This window comes from Actinomadura rugatobispora (assembly GCF_042656285.1).
Lineage (GTDB): Bacteria > Actinomycetota > Actinomycetes > Streptosporangiales > Streptosporangiaceae > Spirillospora > Spirillospora rugatobispora.
The window spans coordinates 1-18451 of record NZ_JBHSON010000014.1 but is presented as its reverse complement, the minus strand read 5'-3'; the positions used below and the strand labels follow the sequence as shown (position 1 = coordinate 18451).

The window sequence follows — 18451 nt, the reverse complement described above, 5'->3', positions numbered from 1 at the left end:
GAAGAAACCCGTGCCCGCGCGGCGTGTCAGGGGATCGCGCTCACGAACTGCGACATGGACTCGGCGGCGCCGCCGAGCCCGCCCAGGGTGCTGTTCACCAGGTTGGCGGCGCCCTCGGGCCGGGTGATCACGTACCAGACCGCGAAGGCGATCGCGATGATCTTCAGGTGCTTCTTGTTCACGTCCCCCACTTTCCGCGTCCACTCGCCTACGGAGAGTAGTTCCCCGGGTGCCGGGGGACGGAGATCAAGCGAGGGTAAAACCCGGCCCGGCGGCGGCTCAGGACACCGAGGGCGGGCCGTGCTCCACGAGATAGCCGATGTAGAGGGGGCGGAGCGCGTCGGCCAGCTCGCCCTCGCCCGCGTGCGTGAACTCCTCCAGCAGCGACAGGCCGTGGAGGAGGTCGAACTTGGCGCGGTCGAGGTTGCCCAGCGAGGCGGCCGCGGCCGGGATGGCCCGCAGCAGCTCCCACAGGAAGCCGACGTCGCGGCGTTCGCGGGCGCGGGCCAGCGCCCGGTCGTGCAGTTCCTTGGACGACAGGTTCTCCAGCCGCGCGGCGGCCTCGGGCGTCACATCGGACATGTCCCGACTGTAACCGCGCGGCCGGTCTTTAACCGTCGGCTACTTGGAGATGACGTCCGCGGGGATCTTCTCGTCGTTCTTCAGGGCGTCGAACAGCCGGCCCGCCTTGCGCTTGTCCCAGGTGATGTACGCGCCCGCGGCCGCCGAGCTGCCGGCCCCGCCGATCGGGACGGCGGTGGTGACGCCGTCGCCGCCGCTGACGCCCTTCATCGCCCACATCATCCGGACCAGGTCGTGCAGGTGGTCGTCCTCGTCCACGAGGAAGTTGCTGGTGGCGTTCAAGGCCAGCGGGACGCCGCGCGCCGGGTTGAAGAGCACGCCGGGGCTGGTGGCCTTCTTCATCAGCGCGCCGAAGAACTGCCGCTGGCGGTCGACCCGGTCGAGGTCGGCGCGGGCAGAGGCGCGGGTGCGGACGTAGCCGAGGGCCTGGGCGCCGTCGAGGGTCTGGCAGCCCGGGGCGAGGTTCAGCCCGGCCTTGGGGTCGCGCATCCGCTCCTTGAGGCACATGTCGACGCCGCCGACGGCGTCCACCACGCCCACGAACCCGCCGAAGCCGATCTCGGCGTAGTGGTCGATCCGGACGCCGGTGGCCTGCTCGACCGTCTTCACCAGCAGCTTGGGGCCGCCGAAGGCGAACGCGGCGTTCAGCTTGTTCATGCCGCGGCCCGGGATGGAGACGTAGGAGTCGCGCGGCAGGCTGATCAGCGAGGTGCCGCCGGATCCGTAGTGCAGCAGCATCATGGAGTCGGTGCGGCGGCCCTGGGCCTTGCCGGTGGCCATCCGCTTGCGGTCGGCGGCCGACAGGCCCTCGCGGCTGTCGGAGCCGACGACCAGCCAGTTGGTGCCCGGGGTGTCGGCCAGCCGCCCCGCCTGGTCCAGCACCGGTTCGCGCTTGAGCCGGGAGTCGAGGTAGAAGTACCCGGCCACGGTGAGGCCGAGCACGATCACCAGCAGCACCGCGAGAACGCGCGGCCAGCGGCGGCGCCTGCGGCGGCGCGGCATGTCGTCGTAGGGGTCCCGACCGCGGAACTGGTCGCCCGCGTAGGGGTCCGCGTACTGGTCGCCCGAGTGGGCACCCCCGTACGGGTCGCGCTCTCCGGCGTACTCCGCCGGCCTTGGCGCGGGCCTGTTGCGTGCCATCCCGCCGTCCTCCCGTCCTGGCCAGGCGTCCGTCATGCCGTAGACCTTAGGGCAAGGCCGCCGCCGGGCGCGTCCCCCCGTCGCATGATTGTCCACAGCTCTAAATCAGCGCGGCATGTGACAAATGCAGCGGAGCCCATCGCCCTGGCGGTGCACACTTCCCGGTGGGTGGTACGTGCGTGCGAGGGGCGGCGGATGGGTTCTCGGCGTGTTTTCTCCATGTTCGAACGGTTGCGCGGGCTCGTCCGCCCGCGCCGGCGGCGCGGGGAGGCGGACCCGGACGCCGCCGCGCTGCCGGAGCTGACGGCGGCGCTCTGGTCGTCCCGGACCCGGGAGCTGCACGAGACCAGCATGCGGACGGTCGCCCGGCGGCTGCCGTCGGTGATCTGGCGGTCGGCCCGGCTGGCCTGGCGGGCCAACCGCGCCGACACCGCCGTCACCATCGGGTGCAACCTGGTCGCGGGGGTGTTCACCGCGTTCGGGCTGCTGGCCACCACCGGGGTGCTGACCGCGCTGTTCAGCGCCGGGCCGACTCCCGACCGGGTGCGGGACGCGCTGCCGTCGCTGGCACTGGTGGCCGGGGCGACCGCGCTGCGGGCGGCGCTGCAGGCGGCGGCCGGGTGGGCGCAGGCCCGGCTCGACCCGCAGGTGGAGCGGCTGGTCGAGCTGCGGCTGTACGAGGCCACCACGGCCGTCGACCTGGCGGCGCTGGAGGACTCGGAGTTCCTGGACGACCTCAAGCGCGCGGAGGGGCGCGGGATGAGGTCGGCTCCGATGGTCGTCCAGCACGCGGTGGACGTCCTCACCGGAGTGGTCGGCCTGCTCGCGGCGGCCGGGACGCTCGGCGTGCTGCACCCGCTGCTGCTGCCCCTGCTGCTGCTCACCGCGGTGCCCGAGGGGTGGGCGTCGGTGCGGGCCGCCCGGATGCGCTACGTCACCGAGCTGACCCTGATCGGCGCGCTGCGGCGCAAGTGGATCCTGTCGAACCTGATGGTCGAGCGGCGGCACGCGGCGGAGATCCGCTCGTTCACCATGCGGGGGTTCCTGCTGGGCGAGTACGACAAGGTCGCCGCGTACCAGCGCGGCGTGGAGCTGGACCTGGCCAGGCGGCAGGCGATCACGCGGGTGTTCGGCGACATGATGCAGGGCGCGGCCACCGGGGGCGTCTACGTCACGCTCGGCCTGATGCTGTGGGCGGGCACGGTGCCGCTGGCGGTGGCGGGGACCGCGGTGCTGGCCATCCGGTCCGGTCAGACCTCGCTGGTCAATCTGGTGTTCGCGGTCAACCGCTGCTACGAGGAGGGCCTGTACTTCGGCGACTATCTCGACTTCTGCGCCGAGGCGGAGGGCCGGGTGCCCGAGCGCGGCGTCCGCGGCGAGGGGACCGAGACGGTGGTGGCCCGGCTGCCCGCGGACTTCGAGCGCATCACCGCCGAGGACCTCACCTTCACCTATCCGGGCGCCGAGACGCCCTCGCTGAACGGGATCTCGCTGGAGGTCCGGCGCGGCGAGGTGGTGGCGCTGGTCGGCGAGAACGGCTCCGGCAAGAGCACCCTGGCCAAGATCCTCGCCGGGCTGTACGACCCGGACGGCGGCGAGATCCGCTGGGACGAGGTCCCGCTGCGGTCCGTCCCGGCCGAGGGGGTGTGGGAGCGCATCGCGGTGATCGCCCAGGAGTACACCCACTGGCCGATGACCGCCCGGCAGAACATCACCATGGGCCGCGCCGCCGGCGAGGAGGAGCTGCTGGCCGCGGCCCGGGCGTCGGGCGCCGCCGAGGTGGTGGACGAGCTCGCGCACGGCTACGACACCCTGCTGGACCGGCGGTTCCAGGGCGGCGCCGAGCTGTCGGGCGGCCAGTGGCAGCGGCTGGCGGTGGCCCGCGGCTTCTTCCGGGACGCCCCGCTGCTGATCTGCGACGAGCCGACCGCCGCGCTCGACGCGCGCGCCGAGCACCACCTGTTCGACCGGATCCGCACGCACGCCGACGGCCGCACCGTGCTGCTGATCACGCACCGGCTGGCCAGCGTCCGCCACGCCGACCGGATCTACGTGCTGGAGCAGGGCAGGGTGATCGAGGAGGGCGACCACGCGGCGCTGATGGCGCGGGGCGGACTGTACGCCGAGCTGTACGAGTTGCAGGCGTCCGCCTACCGGGCCGCCGAGGCCGCGGAGCAGGTTCCGGAGGTCGCGCAGGTTCCGGAGGCGCCGGGGGCGCGGGCCGATCAGATGTAGGGGCCGGTGGGCAGGTCCGGCTCGCGCCTGGCGGGCTCGGACGGGACGTCCTCGGGCCGCAGCAGCCGCACCTCGGCATGGTCCACGTCGTCCTCGTCCACCCCGCCGGTGCCCGGGCCGGCACCGGCGGTGATCCGCTGCGCCTGCCGCGCGATGGCCTCCTCCAGCACGTTGCGCACCAGCCGGGCGTTGCCGAACGAGGCGCCCCGCGCCTCGGCGGCCAGCCTGCGGCGCAGCGCGGCGAGGGCCCCCTCGGCCAGCGCGAACCCCGCCTCCGCGGCCATCGACTCGAAGATCGTGGCGAGCTCGTCGTCGGAGTAGTCGGGGAACCGCAGCGTCTTGGGGAAGCGGGACTCCAGCCCGGGGTTGAACTTCAGGAACCGCTCCATCTCGGCGTCGTACCCGGCCACGATCACCACCAGGTCCGAGCGGTGCTCCTCCATCAGCTTCAGCAGCTCGGCGACCGCCTCGTGGCCGAAGTCGCGGCGGTCGGCGCCGCCCGCGGTGAGCGCGTACGCCTCGTCCACGAACAGCACGCCGCCCAGCGCCCGGTCGATCGCGGCGCGCACGCGGTGCGCGGTCTGCCCGATGAACTCCGCCACCAGGTCGGCCCGGGTGACCTCCACCAGATGACCCGACGACAGCAGGCCGAGCTGGGCGTACACGGCGGCGATCAGCCGGGCGACGGTGGTCTTGGCGGTGCCGGGGTTGCCCATGAACACCATGTGCCGGGTGGGGAAGGCCAGCGGCACGCCCGCCTCCCGCCGCCGCTCCTCCATCCGCGCCTCGGCGACCAGCGCGCTGATCTCGCGCTTGATGTCGTCCAGGCCGATCAGCCGCTCGACCTCCTCCAGGGGGTCGCCGGGCACCGCGTCGCGGCCGGGGGCGAGGGTGTCGGGCACGTCGTCGAGGAGGATGACGTCCAGGGACTCGCTCTCGTCCACGACGCCGTCGGCAAGGACGCGCCGCCCCTGGTTGGCCACCGCCCGGTCCAGGAGGCCGTTCATGGTGCGGGCGTTGCCGAAGCCGCGGTCGCGCGGCGCGGCCCGCACCAGCGCGGCGACCCGGTCGAGCACGCCGTCGGCCAGGGCGAACCCGGCCGCGGCGGCCTTCGCCCGGAACACCTCGACCAGTTCCTCGTCGGTGAGGTCGGGGAAGCGGACGGTGCGGGGGAAGTAGGCGGCCAGCTCCTCGTGCGACTTCAGCAGCCCGTTCAGCTCGGCCTCGGGGCCGGTGAGCACGACCACCAGATCAGCGGGATGGGCCTGGACGGCGCCCAGCAGGACGTCCACGATCTCCCGGCCGCGGACCGCCTCCGCCGAGGCGAACGCGTGCGCGTCCCGTACCAGCAGCACGCCGCCCACGGCGCGCTCCACCGCGCGCCGCACCTTCACCGCGCTCTCGCTGCTGTACTCGCCCAGCAGGTCGGCCCGGTCCACCTCGAACAGGTGCCCGGTGGACAGCACCCCGAGGTCGGCGTACACGGTGCCGAGGATCTGCGCGACCTTGCTCTTGCCCGTGCCCGGGTTGCCGGCGAAGACCAGGTGGCGGGGACGGGCGGCGACCGCCATGCCCGCCTCCTCGCGCAGCCGCGCCGCCTTGGCCTCGGCGACCAGCGCCGCGACCTCCCGCTTGACCGGCTCGATCCCGGCCATCGCGGCCAGCTCGGCCAGCGGGTCGTGCGCGGTGCGCACCCCGGCGATCAGGCGCTGCGACAGGTCGGCCGAGGTGACCTCCAGGTCGGCTCCGGAGCCGGCGGGCGCGGCGGCGCGGGTCCGGGCCGCGGTCACCGCCTGCGCGGCCAGATGCTCGGCGAGCCGGGCGCCGCGCAGGTTGTGCAGCGGCGGGGTACGGGAGAGCAGCACGCCGGCGGCCGCGGCCACCGACCGCGCCACCGGCACCCCGCGCGCGGTCACGGCGCGGTGGAACAGCTCGGCGTACTCCTCCTCGCCGAACTCGCGGGTGCGGGTCACCTCGAAGGCCCGCACCAGCGCCGGGTTGGCGTCGAACAGCCGCCGGTCGCCGCCTGGACGGCACAGCGCCACCACGTCCAGGCCGGGCGAGCGCGCCATCAGCCGGCGCAGCTCCTCCAGCGCCGCGGCCCCGCAGCGCTCGTAGCCGGTCAGCCGCTCCAGGTCGTCGATCACCAGCAGCAGCCGTCCCTCGACGCACTCGCGGACCCGGGCCTGCAGCCACAGCACGGCGTCGCTGACGCCGAGCGAGGCGAACACCTGGTCGGAGATCCACAGCGCCTCCCGGATCACCCCGCGGCGGGCCAGCAGGCGCTCCAGGATCTCGGCGGCGGTGCCCTTGCCGGTGCCCTCGGAGCCGGAGACCAGCAGGCGCGCGGGCCTCTCCCCCGCCAGGCGGGCGACGAGGACCTCGCGCAGCGCCCGGGTGAGCTCGGGCTGCCCGACCAGCAGCCCGGACAGCACGTCGTCCTCTTCGCGCGTCGCGGTCTCGGCGCCGGTCTCACTGTCGGTGCCGGTGCCGGTCTCGGCTTCCGCGCCGGGGCGCGCCTCCAGGGCCTTTGGAGCCTGCGGGGACGACCTGCTCAGCCACTCCCCCAGCGGGTTGGCGACCGGGCGGTGGTCGAACAGCCGCCGCAGGTCGTGCTGGAACGCGCGGACCGGCACCCGGCAGCGCGGGCTGGTCGGCGACTCGGGCAGGCCCTGCGCCGCGCCGGTCACCCGCACCGCCATGTCCAGCCAGGCGCGGCACGCGTCCGCCTCCCCGGCCACCAGGCCGCGCGCCAGCCACGCCCGCGTCTCCTGCTGCCACGCCTCGGCCGCGAAGCCCTGCCCCAGCGCCCGCACGCGGTCGACCAGGTTCTCGTAGCGGGCGGTGCCCAGCGTGACCGCCATCTCGGCGGGCACGGACGTCACCTCCGCGGCCAGCAGCAGCCGCGCCAGGGCCGTCTCCAGCGGGACGTCGTCACCGACCGCCCCGGCGAGCCGCTCGTGCGCGGCGCCCAGGCCCTCGCACACCCAGCCCAGGTAGCCCAGCGGACCGGCCAGCTCGGGCAGCACCGCCAGCGTCTCGTCCGGCAGGCCGGCGTTCCACCACGCCTCCAGCCGGTCCTGCGGGACCGTCATCGCCTCCTCGCGGCGCGCGGGATCGCCCAGCCGCGCGTCGAAGAGGTCCATCAGCGCGGCCCGGCGCCGCTCCAGCGGCTCCAGGCCCTCGAAGACGTCCAGGCCGTCCCGGGCCAGCTCGTGCATCACCGCGCGGCGCTCGCGGTCGTCGCCCGCCGGCTCGGGCAGCCACAGCCCCGGCGGGCGCCACCGCCCGCCCTGGGTGAACCACGCCAGCGGGTCGCGCACCGCGGGCTCGGGCGTCGCCAGGAACTCCCCCAGCAGCTCGTAGTCCACGTCGCCGCGGGACCCGCCGCGCAGCGCGGACGCGCCGAGCAGGAACGTCAGCAGCGACCACTGCTCGGCGCCCGCCGCCGAGGTGCCCGGACCGTAGAACTCGCTGAGCTGCCGGGTGAGGACGACGGCGCGGGGATCACGGTTGAACTCCAGCGCCCGCTCGCGCATCTCCTCGTACGCCCCGTCGGGTACCCGCCACGGTCCGTGCGCGTAGACGTCCAGGACCGGTTCGTCGGTGAGGAGCAGTTCGAGGTGTTCCGGCAACCGTGGGGCGCTCAACTGGCTGGGCCCTTTCCTGCGCGTTCCTGAAGGGTTCCTGTGCGGTTCCTGCGGGGTCTTCGGCGTGGACGGACATCACGTCTGGCATGCACCCTACGGCGCTCCGCGACCGCGCACACCTCCCGCCGCGCACGGCGGGTCAGGGCCGCCCGGCGGCCGCGCCACGGGGACCCGGCGGTGCGGCGGGTTGGCAGACCGGCACTCCTCATGGATAGTTGTCACATGGAAAGCATCCGTGCACCCCGCCCCGGATGTCCCCAGCGGAGAGGAAGCCGCCGTGCTCCCCTTGGACGTGACCGCCCTCCGGCAGGACGGCCGCGCCGTCGTACGGCTGCGTGGTGAGCTCGACATCGCCAACGGCGACGACCTGCGCGACCGGCTGCGCGCCGCGCGCCGCTCCTACGGCGACCACCTGATCCTGGACCTGACCGATCTGCGGTTCATGGACTCGCACGGACTGTCGATCATCATCGACTGCTACAAGGCGGTCTCGGCCTCCGGCGGCGGCCTGGTGCTGGCCGCGCCGCGGCCGATCGTCCGCCGCACGCTGGAGATCACCGGCCTGCACCGGCGGATCACCGTCACCCCCACGGTCGAGGAGGCGATCGCCGCGCGCCCCGACCCCGACCCGCGCCCTGCCCCGCAGCCCGACCCGCACCCTGATCCGCACCCCGACCCGGCCCCCCGCCCGACCTGACGCGCCCGGCGTCTCCCCGAGATCCCCGGGGACGCGCCCGGCCCGCGCGCCGCGGGAACCCCCGCGACGCGCGGCCCACGGCTCGTCTCAGAGCGGCGAGGGCGTGGGGCGCTTGGGCCCGCGGCCGTCACCCGAGGAACGCCCCGTCGCGCGCCGTCCGATCCACGGCAGCAGGTACGTCCTGGCCCAGTGGACGTCCTCGCGGCGCGACACCAGCCAGCCGGCCGCCTCGCCGGGCGGCCACGGCTCGCGCCAGTCGCCCGCCGCCGGCACCCCCAGCACCTGCGCCACCAGCAGCGCCATCCGCCGGTGCCCCTCCGGGGACAGATGCAGCCGGTCCTCGTACCAGGCCCGCGCGTCGTTGAACACGCGGCTCGACCACAGGTCCACCACGTCGCAGCCGCGCCGGTCGGCGATCGCGCGCAGGTGCATGTTGTACGTGGCGGCCCGGCCGCGGATGCGGTGCCCGGCGCGCAGCCCCCGGGTGTCGAAACCGGTGAAGATCACCACCCGGGCGCCGGTGGCCCGCAGCCGCTTCACCGCGTCGTCGAACAGCACCGCGAGCGCGTCCGGATCCGCGCCCGGGCGGATCATGTCGTTGCCGCCCGCGCAGAAGGTCACCAGGTCCGGCTCCAGCTCGACGGCGCACGGCACCTGGTCGGCCACGATCTGGCGCAGCAGCTTGCCGCGCACCGCCAGGTTGGCGTACCGCAGCCCGGGATCGCGCTCGGCCAGATGCTCGGCCAGCCGGTCCGCCCAGCCGCGGAAGCGGTCGCGCTCCCCGGGGTAGGGGTCGTTCAGGCCCTCGGTGAAGCTGTCCCCGATGGCGACGTACGTACCGACCTGTTCCAGGGCGTCCATCGCATCACCTCGAACGGTTTCGTCCATACTTGCGAGGAATAATGATGCAGCGTACACACATCCCGCGCGAGCGCGGGAGCCCACCCCGGGCGCTCCGCCCCGGCGGGCTCAGGTCCAGGTGGGCGAGGTGGTGCCCAGCGGACCGCCGGGCGGGCCGGGACGGCCGGGCCGGCCGGGCGGACCGGGCGGACCCGCCTGCGGGACCGGGGCCCCCGCCCCCGCCGCGGCCGAGTGCATCCCGATCGCGTGCTTCACCAGCGTGATCAGCACCTGCTTGGTGGACTCCCGGGTGCGCGCGTCGCACTGCAGGATCGGCACGTGCGCACTGATCGACAGCGCCTCCCGGATGTCCTCGGCGCCGTAGGGGAACTCGCCGTTGAAGCCGTTCACCCCGACCACGAAGGGCAGGCCCAGCTCCTCGAAGTAGTCGACCGCGGCGAAGCAGTCCTCCAGCCGCCGGGTGTCGACCAGCACCACCGCGCCGATCGCGCCCTTGACCAGGTCGTCCCACATGAACCAGAAGCGGTGCTGGCCCGGCGTGCCGAACAGGTAGAGGATCAGCTCCGAGTCCAGCGACACCCGGCCGAAGTCCATCGCGACCGTGGTCGTCGTCTTGTCCGGCACCGCCGACAGGTCGTCCACGTCGGCGCTGGCCGCCGTCATCACCGCCTCGGTGGTCAGCGGCATGATCTCCGACACCGACCCGACGAAGGTCGTCTTGCCCACCCCGAAACCGCCGCCCACGACGATCTTCACCGAGGTCAGTTCGGGCTCCCCGCCCGGCCCGGCCGGCGGCGGGGCCTGATCAGAGGTTCCGAAGGCCACTGAGCACCCTTTCTAGAAGGCGGAGGTCCGGCTGCGCGCCGGTGGGACGCGACTGGTGCAACCGCAGCAGTCCTTCGAGGCACATGTCGGCGATCAGCACCCGGGCCACGCCGAGCGGCAGCCGCAGCAGCGCCGAGACCTCGGCCACGGAGCGGGCCGACCGGCACAGGTCCATGATCGCCCGGTACTCGGGGGTCAGCGCCGCCACGTCCCGCGGCGGGTAGGGCGTGGCGGTGACCAGCGCCTCCATCGCCAGGTCGTACCTCGGCTTGGTGCGCCCGCCGGTGACGGCGTACGGGCGCACCAGGGAGCTGGTCTCGGGCTCCTGCGGCCGTCCCGGGGGGCGCCCTCCTGGAGGGCCGGGCTCACCTCCCCAGCGCGGCGGGCCACCGGGACCGGCTCCCCAAGGACTGCCTCGATCCATCTCGCCGACCTCCGTCAGACTCCGTCAAGATCAGTATCGGGCCGGCCCGGTGCCCATCTCCGGTACGGCCGGTCCCCCGTAGGGCGGCTGCTGGCCGTGCTCCCCGGGAGCCCGCAGCGCCGGGGTCAGCACCCTCCCGACGCGCTCCACCAGCAGCGTCATCTCGTAGGCGACCAGCCCGAGATCGCAGTCCGAGGCCGCCAGCACCGCGAACACCGACCCGTTGGCGATGGACATCACGAACAGCAGCCCGCGGTCCATCTCCACGACGGTCTGGCTCACACCGCCCGCGTCGAAGATCTTGGCCGCGCCCTGGGTCAGGCTCATCAGCCCGGAGGCGATGGCCGACAGCTGGTCGGCGCGCTCGGGCGGGAACCCGGCCGAGTAGGCCATCGGCAACCCGTCGGAGGACACCACGACCGCGTGCGCGACCTTCGGCACCCGGTCCGCGAAATTGGTCACCAGCCAGTTGAGATCCTGCCCGCTCACCGGGCGCCTCCGTTCTCACCCTCGCTCGGCGAGGGAGTCTCACCTGTGTTGGCCGAGCCGGATCCCTCGCCCGGCCCGCCGGGGCCGCGCGTCTCGGTACGTCCCTTGCGCACGCCACGCTGGAGGCTGGCGAACCGGTTCCGCACGGTGTCGGCCGACTGGGCCGGGACCGGCGCCGGGGGGCGCCCGCCCGTACCAGCCGGCGGTGCCTGCGGGGCGGCCCGCCCGGCGGGCCGCTGGGACCCCACCGCGCCGGGCACCCGGTTGCGTCCGGGCACCCGCTTGGGCAGGCCCGCGGAAGTGCGCTCACCGGCCACCGGTTCCCGTGCCGCCTCGGCGGCCTGGAACCCGGCGTCGGCGGGGGATTCCCAACCTCTCACGGGATCCTCACTCGGTGTCTGGTCGGTCCGGCGCTGGAACCACTCCGACTGCATCGCGTCGAAGATCGGCGAACGTTCCGGCACACCGGGGGGAGCGGCCTTTCCGGGCTCGGGCCCGGCGTCGTGCACGGCGTCATGCCCAGGATCATGCCCGGTGCCGTGCGGCGGGGCGTGCTCGGGGGCCTGATCGGGGCGGGGGGCATGCCCGGGCGCGCCGCGTCCGGGCAGGTTCTGGACGGGCCGGCCCTGGACGGGCGGGCCCTGATTGGGCGGGGCCTGGTCGTGCGGGCCCTGGCCCGCCGCGTTCTCCGGCACCACCGGCAGCGGCCCGGTCTCCCAGGGCACGCGCGGCAGCGGCCCGGTTCCCGGGACGGCCGGCTGCGCCTCGGGCACCACCGGCAGCGGCCCGGTCCGCCCCGGGTCGGCGGGCTGCGACGGGGACGCGTCGGCAGGCCCGCCGCGCGCCGGGTGCTGGGCGCCCGGCCGCCGGACGGGCAGCCTCGGCCCGCGCCGTCCCGGCCCTTCCTCCGGCGGCCCCTGCTCGTGGGGTGCCTGCTCGTGCGGGCGCGGCTCGTGGGGACGGGGCTCGTGCGGGCCCTGGTCCGCGGACGGCACGAGCGGCACGGGGCCGGTTCCGGACACGGGCGGGTAGGGGCCCGTCCCGGCCGCACCGGCCGGCGGAATCGGCCCGGTCGTGGTGGGAGAGCCGTCGAACGGCGCGTTCGGGTACGGCGTGCCGTTCGGGTAGGGCCCGCCGTTCGGGTACGGCCCGGGAGCGCCGGGCGCCCCGGGAGCGCGGTCGTCGAACGGCCGCCGGTCGAAACCGCGCGGGTCGAGGTCGCGCGCGTCGGGCGGCACCGCCGGCCCGTCGAACGGGCGGTCATCGAACGGGCGGTCATCGAAGGAACGGCCGTCGAAGGGCGGACGGTCGTCGAACGGGCGGCCGTCGAAGCCGCCGCCGTCGAACGGGCGGCCGTCGTACACCGGCTGCGGGCCGGTGCCGGGGGGCTGACCGGGCGCGCCGCCGTGACGCGGGTGCGGCACCCCGTACTCGCCGGTGTCGCCGCTCGGGCGGAACTGCCCGCCCGGACCGGACGGGACCGCCCCGGTACCGCCGGACGGGGCCGCCATCGCGGCGAACTCGCCGCCGCGGCCCGCGCCCTCGTCCATCGCGCCGAAGCCGCGGGAGCCCACGCCCCCGGACTCGGCCGGCCTGATCACCATCTCCGGCAGCACCACGAACGCGGTGAGCCCGCCGCCCTGCGCGGCGCGCAGCTCGACGCGGATGCCGTGCCGCACCGCCAGCCGGCCGACCACGAACAGGCCCATGCGGCGGGCCGCGGAGAAGTCGATGACCGGCGGGTTGGCCAGCCGCCAGTTGGCCTGCTCCAGCTCCTCCTGGGACATCCCCACACCGTTGTCGGTGATCTGCAGCATCGCCCCGCCGCCGCTGAGCAACTGGCCGGAGACGGTCACCCGGGTGTGCTCGGCGGAGAACACCGTGGCGTTCTCCACCAGCTCGGCCAGCAGGTGGACCAGGTCGTTGACCACCGGGCCGCCGACGGTCATGTCGCCGTGCACGCGCAGCGCCACCCGCTCGTACTGCTCCACCTCCGACAGCGAGGCGCGCACCACGTCGATCAGCGGGACCGGGCGGTTCCACCGGCGCACCTGGTCCTGGCCGCCGAGGACCAGCAGGTTCTCGCAGTTGCGGCGCATGCGGGTGGCCAGGTGGTCCAGCCGGAACAGGTTGGCCAGCTGCTCCTCGTCGCGCTCGCTCTGCTCCAGCTCCTCGATCAGCCGAAGCTGGCGCTCGATGAGGGACTGGCTGCGCCGCGACAGGTTGACGAACATCGCGTTGATGTTGCCGCGCAGCACCGCCTCGTCGGCGGCCAGCCGGACCGCCTCCCGGTGCACCTCGTCGAACGCCCGCGCGACCTGGCCGATCTCGTCGGAGGAGTCGACGTCGATCGGCTCCACCTCGATGCCGTCGGCGGCGGCCTCGGGATCGCGCAGCCGGTCCACCAGCCCGGGCAGCCGGGTGCCGGCGACCTCCAGCGCGCCCGCCTGCAGCCGGCGCAGCGGCCGCACCAGCGAGCGGGCCACCGCGCCGGTGGCCAGCGCGGCCAGCAGCAGCCCGACCAGCAGCAGCGCGGCGTCGATGGCGACGCCGACGTAGGCGCCGTCCTTCAGCTCCCGGCTGTCGCGCGTGATGGAGCCGGCCAGGTTCTGCTCGACCCTGCGGAGCTGCTCGATCCGGGAGGTCGAGGCGTTCCGCCAGGTGGCCGCGTCGCTCGGGCCCAGCGGGCGGACCGACATCGTGCTGGAGGCGCCGGAGCGGACCAGCACCTGCTGGTAGAGGCCCTCGACCCGGCCGATGTCGGGGCCGGTGACGGTGTCCTCCAGCAGCTGCCGCTGGCCGGTGTCGGCGGTCGTCCGGAAGATGGCCATCTGGCCGTCCTGCTGCGAGCGCAGACCCAGCAGCCGCTCCCGGTCGGACGGGTTGGCGAACCTCCGGGTGAGCAGCACCGAGGTGGTCAGCGCCCGTTCCTGGGAGGCGAAGTCCTTGGCGCGCGCGAGCGCGGCGAACGCGCGCGTGCTCTCGGAGACGTCGGCGTTCGGGCTGCCCTGCGCGACCAGGTCGTTCAGGTCCAGCAGCGAGGCGATGAGCTGGCCGTAGATGTCCAGGGTCGAGAACGCCGAGGCGCTGTTCTGCCCGGCCACCGAGCGCAGGCCCGCCAGCGAGTCGAGCCGGTAGCGGACGTCCCGGACCTTCGCGCGGACCTGGGAGGAGTAGGCGCCGTCGATGCCGCCGAGCCGCTCGCGGACACCGCGGGCGGCTCGATCGGTCACGCTCTGTTGCTCTCGTACGGTCTGGTCCTGGCCGTCCCGGGGGACGGTCAGGTATTGCACCGTAAGGTCTCGTTCGTCTTGTAGCTCCTGAACGAGTCCGGCGACGCGTTCACTCAGCGTGGCCAGCCGTTCGATTCTCGTGTAGAGCCCGGCCTCGTTCACGCCGTCGCGCACGCGCAGGCCCGCCAGGATCCCGGCGACCACCGCCGGAATGAGGATCAGCACCACCAGACGGGTCGTCACACGGGTGTTGGCCAGCCTGAAACGGCGCCCGCCGGGCCGGCGACCGGCCTTTGCGTCGCCGTCAGGCGGGAGGGAGTGAGCATCCGGCCCTACGGCGCGGTCCTGCTCCGTCGCTGGTCGCACGTCCCTCCATCACCTCTCGCGGTCCACGTTCCACACCCCCGCCGCGGGTTCCGGACGTGTTCCCGCGGCGTGCCCAGTGGGCCTTTTGGTACCTCTGGGGCGAGGGTCATTGCAGCACAGAGTAATCCGAGAGACAAACCTCAAGATGACTCATTTCACACTTGAGCACGCTTAGCACATCCGTGCTCTAAGATGTCCCGTTTGCCCGATTTGCGTCTCACTCACGTAAACATCGGGACAACGTTCCGGGGTTACCTAGGGTTACTGCGCTAGAGTCCGCACGATCATGCCGATCCATGGCATACCCCCCATATCCCTCCCTCTTGAAGGAGCGCTCATGAGGTTCGCCAAAGCACGGCGCGCCTGGCTCGCCGGTGCGCTCGCCGGCACGCTCGCGCTGTCCCTGGCCGCCTGCGGAGGCGGCGACGAGGCGTCCGCCAACGGGCTGGAAGAGTCCGAGATCACCGTCGGGGTCATGCCGATCACCGAGGCCGCCGGGATCCAGATCGCCATCTCCCGGGGCTTCTTCAAGGCCGAGGGCCTCGAGGTGAAGATGCGGACCGTGACCGGCGCCGCCGAAGCGCTCCCCCTCCTCAAGGGCGGCAGCATCGACATCGCGCACGGCGGCCACGTCGGCCTCATCCAGGCCCAGGCCGACGGCGCCTACAAGCTGCGGGTCGTGGCCGAGGCCTCGTCCATGACCAAGAACCTCAACGGCGTGCTCGTCGCCAAGGACTCCGCCATCAAGACCCCCCGCGACCTGGCCGGCAAGAAGATCGGCACCAACGCGCGCGGGAACCAGAACAGCCTGCTCCTGCGCGCCACCCTGCAGCCCTACGGCGTCCAGGTCGACGAGAGCAAGGACGTCGTCGTCGCCCCGTTCCCCAACCAGGAGCAGCTGCTGAAGAGCGGCAAGGTGGAAGCCATCATCGTCCCCGAGCCCTTCGTCACCCAGATCCAGCAGACCCTCGGCGCGCGCATCCTCACCGACTTCTCCGGCGGCCCGACCAAGGACTTCCCGATCACCGGCTTCGCCTCCACCGAGGACTTCGCCGCCAAGAACCCCAAGACCGTCGCCGCGTTCCAGCGCGCGCTGGTCAAGGCGCAGGCGCTGGCCGGCGACCGCGCCGTCCTGCAGGACGCGATGCCCAAGTTCACCAAGCTCGACCCCAAGCTGGTCAGCGTCATCAACCTGAACGGCTTCCCGACCTCCACGAGCGCGACCCGCATCCAGCGGGTGGCCGACGTCATGCAGCAGTTCGGCTACTTGAAGCAGCCCTTCGACGTCAAGACGTTCGTGCTGCAGAACGGATGAGGTGGGGCAGAGCGGCACGCGGCGCGGCAGGCGTGGCGGGGCTGTTCGCGATCGCCGAGCTGGTCACCCGGACCGGCCTGGTCGACCCGGACGCCGTCCCGCCCGCCTCCACCGTGCTGGTGCGCGCCGGTGAACTCGCCGTCGACGGCGAGTACCTGACCGGCGTGTTCGACACGGTGCGCGCCTGGATCGGCGGGCTGCTCCTGGCCACCGTCACCGCCGTGGCGCTGGGCGTCCTGCTCAGCGCCACGCCGTGGCTCAACAACGCCGCCCGCGTGGTGGTGGAGCTGCTGCGCCCGATCCCCTCCCTGGCGCTGATCCCGCTGGCGATCGTCACCTTCAGCTCCGTCACCCAGTCGAAGATGTCGCTGGTCTTCTACGCCGCGACCTGGCCGATCCTCATCAACACGCTGTACGCGCTGCGGGACGTCGACCCGGTCGCCAAGGAGACGCTGCGCAGCTTCGGCTTCGGCGACCTGGCGGTGCTGCTGCGGGTGAGCCTGCCCAGCGCCGCGCCGTTCGTGGCCACCGGCGTGCGGATCGCGACCTCGGTCGGGCTGGTCGTCGTGGTCAGCACCGAACTGATCGCCGGCGCCGGCGAGGGCGTCGGCGGCTACCTGATGGAGAGCCAGTCGGGCGGCGGTCATCCCGACCTCATGCTCGCGGGCGCGGTCTGGGCGGGCACGCTCGGCCTGCTCGCCAACATGCTGCTGGTCGGGGTGGAGCGCCGCGCGTTCCGCTGGAACACCGCCGGAACGGGGGCCGCGACATGAGCACCGACCAGATCACCGGCAGGACCAGCGGGCGCGGCGGCGCCGGGCGGGCCCTCCGGACGGCGCTGTCGGGCGTGGGACGGCTGTGGCTGTTCGCGCTGCTCGTCGCGGTCTGGGAGGTCGCCGCGCGGGCCGCCGCCGACCAGTTCTTCCCGCCGCCGTCCCAGATCGTCAGGACGCTGTACGAGATCTGGTTCTCCGGGCCGGTGGACCGCCTCTTCCTCACCGAGAAGGCCGTCGACGACTTCAAGCCCAGCTTCACCAACCTGTTCACGGGCTGGGCGATCGCCGCGGTGGCCGGGGTCGCGCTGGGCGTCGTGATCGGCCGGTTCCGGACGCTGGGCGACGTGCTGGACCCGGTGCTGCAGTTCGGCCGGTCCGTCCCGCCGCCCACGCTGATCCCGTTCCTGCTGGCGGTGCTGGACCTGGGCGCCCCGATGCAGATCACCACGATCGTGTTCGGGGTGATCTGGCCGGTGCTGCTCAACACCATCGACGGCGTCCGCACGGTGGACCGCCTCCAGCTCGACACCGCCCGGGTGTTCGGGATCGGCGGGACGCTGCGGCTGCGCCGGGTGATCCTGCCCGCCGCGGCACCGAAGATCTTCGCGGGGCTGCGGGTCAGCCTGGGCTTCGCGCTGATCCTCATGGTCATCTCGGAGCTGGTCGGCAACTCCTTCGGCATCGGCGCGCATCTCACCACCGCGCAGCAGACGCTGCAGATGACCGAGATGTGGGCGGGCATCGTGCTGCTCGGCGTGCTGGGCTGCCTGTTCAACCTGGTGTTCCAGCTGCTGGAACGGCGCATGCTCGCCTGGCACGGCGGCGCCCGGCAGCTGGCCTCCTGACCGTGCCGTGAACCGCCCCCGGCCACCCCACCAACCCTCAGCCATTCAGCCATTCAGCCAGGTGAAGGACATGCTGGAGATCAACGAACTGACGCACCGCTACGGCGACCAGACCGTGCTGGCGGGACTGAACCTGAAGGTCGCCCAGGGCGAGCTGGTCAGCCTGGTCGGGCCGTCCGGCTGCGGCAAGTCGACGCTGCTGCGCTGCGTGGCCGGGCTGATCCGGCCGACCGGCGGCCAGATCGTGCTGAACGGGAACCCGATCGACGGCGTCCCCGACGACCTGGCCGTGGTCTTCCAGGACTACAGCCGGTCGCTGTTCCCCTGGCTGAGCGTGCGCGACAACGTGGCGCTGCCGCTGCGCCGCAAGGGCAAGGGCCGGTCGGCACGGCGCGCGGCGGCGCAGGAGGCGCTGGAGTCGGTGGGCCTGGGCGACGCGGGACGCAAGTTCCCCTGGCAGCTGTCGGGCGGCATGCAGCAGCGCGTCTCCATCGCCAGGGCGCTGGCCTACCGGCCGTCGCTGCTGCTGATGGACGAGCCGTTCGGTTCGGTGGACGCGCAGACCCGCGAGGACCTGGAGGACCTCGTGCTGCGCGTGCACCGGGACGGCGGGATGACGATCCTGCTGGTCACCCATGACATCGACGAGAGCGTCTACGTCGGCGACCGGGTGGTCGTGCTGGCCCGCAACCCGGGCCGGGTGCGCGCGGAGCTGCCGGTCGGGCTGCCGTCGGCGCGCGACCAGATCGAGACGCGCGGGCTGCCGGAGTTCGTCCGGCTGCGCGCCGAGGTCGGGCGGCTGGTGCGCGGCAGCGCCACCGGTGACGGCGCCGCGGCCGGCTCGCCGGCGGGCGGGACGACCGGGAGCCTCCGCAAGGACGACTGGCACGACTAGACGGTTGATTCCAAGGGATCGCCTGCGGAAATGGGGCGAGGGTGTCCATGGTCGGTTGTGACCCCAGACCTGAACACCCTCGCCACCGCACTGTATGTGAGGATCGACGACTGGTTGC

General features: G+C 73.5%; 15 protein-coding genes. 6 read left to right on the top strand and 9 right to left on the bottom strand.

The window, feature by feature from the left end; genetic code table 11:
* Positions 1-26 precede the first annotated feature (26 nt).
* The 3 genes from ACFPZN_RS12385 to ACFPZN_RS12375 all read right to left on the bottom strand — a co-directional run bounded on the left by ACFPZN_RS12385 (position 27) and on the right by ACFPZN_RS12375 (position 1758).
* Positions 27-182, bottom strand: coding sequence for a hypothetical protein (locus ACFPZN_RS12385; protein ID WP_378282033.1), 156 nt, complete (start codon positions 180-182; stop codon positions 27-29).
* Between the two features lie 97 nt (positions 183-279).
* A complete protein-coding gene (locus tag ACFPZN_RS12380; protein ID WP_378282032.1) occupies positions 280-582 on the bottom strand; it encodes a hypothetical protein in 303 nt (100 codons plus the stop codon).
* Positions 583-621: 39 nt separating this feature from the next.
* Entirely contained in the window at positions 622-1758 is a 1137-nt protein-coding gene (locus ACFPZN_RS12375) for an LCP family protein (protein WP_378282031.1), read from the bottom strand.
* A gap of 183 nt (positions 1759-1941) precedes the next feature.
* Between ACFPZN_RS12375 and ACFPZN_RS12370 the strand changes: the two genes are divergently transcribed.
* Entirely contained in the window at positions 1942-3957 is a 2016-nt protein-coding gene (locus tag ACFPZN_RS12370; RefSeq protein WP_378282030.1) for an ABC transporter ATP-binding protein, read from the top strand.
* On the opposite strand, the gene ACFPZN_RS12365 is transcribed toward ACFPZN_RS12370, so the two are convergent.
* Positions 3948-7607, bottom strand: a complete 3660-nt coding sequence (locus ACFPZN_RS12365; RefSeq protein WP_378282029.1) for an AAA family ATPase — start codon at positions 7605-7607, stop codon at positions 3948-3950. The genes ACFPZN_RS12370 and ACFPZN_RS12365 overlap by 10 nt on opposite strands.
* A gap of 277 nt (positions 7608-7884) precedes the next feature.
* Here ACFPZN_RS12365 and ACFPZN_RS12360 point away from each other — a divergent pair, with 277 nt between their 5' ends.
* Complete coding sequence (locus tag ACFPZN_RS12360) at positions 7885-8304, top strand: anti-sigma factor antagonist (protein ID WP_378282028.1); 420 nt, start codon at positions 7885-7887, stop codon at positions 8302-8304.
* An 87-nt stretch (positions 8305-8391) separates the two neighbouring features.
* Here ACFPZN_RS12360 and ACFPZN_RS12355 read toward each other — a convergent pair whose 3' ends face one another.
* The 5 genes from ACFPZN_RS12355 to ACFPZN_RS12335 form a co-directional block, all read right to left on the bottom strand.
* Complete coding sequence (locus ACFPZN_RS12355; protein WP_378282027.1) at positions 8392-9165, bottom strand: SGNH/GDSL hydrolase family protein; 774 nt, start codon at positions 9163-9165, stop codon at positions 8392-8394.
* Between the two features lie 108 nt (positions 9166-9273).
* On the bottom strand, positions 9274-9930 hold the full coding sequence (locus tag ACFPZN_RS12350; protein ID WP_378282149.1) for a GTP-binding protein: 657 nt from the start codon (positions 9928-9930) through the stop codon (positions 9274-9276).
* Positions 9931-9970: 40 nt separating this feature from the next.
* The gene (locus ACFPZN_RS12345) at positions 9971-10414 is read right to left on the bottom strand and encodes a DUF742 domain-containing protein (RefSeq protein WP_378282026.1); all 444 of its coding nucleotides are present in this window, start codon (positions 10412-10414) and stop codon (positions 9971-9973) included.
* A 30-nt stretch (positions 10415-10444) separates the two neighbouring features.
* Complete coding sequence (locus tag ACFPZN_RS12340; protein WP_378282025.1) at positions 10445-10903, bottom strand: roadblock/LC7 domain-containing protein; 459 nt, start codon at positions 10901-10903, stop codon at positions 10445-10447.
* Positions 10900-14379, bottom strand: coding sequence for a nitrate- and nitrite sensing domain-containing protein (locus tag ACFPZN_RS12335; protein ID WP_378282024.1), 3480 nt, complete (start codon positions 14377-14379; stop codon positions 10900-10902). Before ACFPZN_RS12335 ends, ACFPZN_RS12340 begins: the two co-directional genes overlap by 4 nt.
* A 460-nt stretch (positions 14380-14839) precedes the next feature.
* Here ACFPZN_RS12335 and ACFPZN_RS12330 point away from each other — a divergent pair, with 460 nt between their 5' ends.
* From ACFPZN_RS12330 to ACFPZN_RS12315, 4 genes are all read left to right on the top strand, one after another.
* Positions 14840-15817 carry an ABC transporter substrate-binding protein gene (locus tag ACFPZN_RS12330; RefSeq protein ID WP_378282023.1) on the top strand — a complete coding sequence of 326 codons (978 nt, stop codon included), beginning with the start codon at positions 14840-14842 and terminating at the stop codon, positions 15815-15817.
* Entirely contained in the window at positions 15814-16590 is a 777-nt protein-coding gene (locus ACFPZN_RS12325) for an ABC transporter permease (RefSeq protein ID WP_378282022.1), read from the top strand. The genes ACFPZN_RS12330 and ACFPZN_RS12325 overlap by 4 nt, the downstream gene beginning before the upstream one ends.
* Positions 16587-17438 (top strand): ABC transporter permease, encoded by an 852-nt coding sequence (locus ACFPZN_RS12320; protein ID WP_378282021.1) that lies wholly within the window; start codon positions 16587-16589, stop codon positions 17436-17438. Before ACFPZN_RS12325 ends, ACFPZN_RS12320 begins: the two co-directional genes overlap by 4 nt.
* Before the next feature lie 70 nt (positions 17439-17508).
* Complete coding sequence (locus ACFPZN_RS12315; RefSeq protein WP_378282020.1) at positions 17509-18333, top strand: ABC transporter ATP-binding protein; 825 nt, start codon at positions 17509-17511, stop codon at positions 18331-18333.
* Positions 18334-18451: the final 118 nt, after the last annotated feature.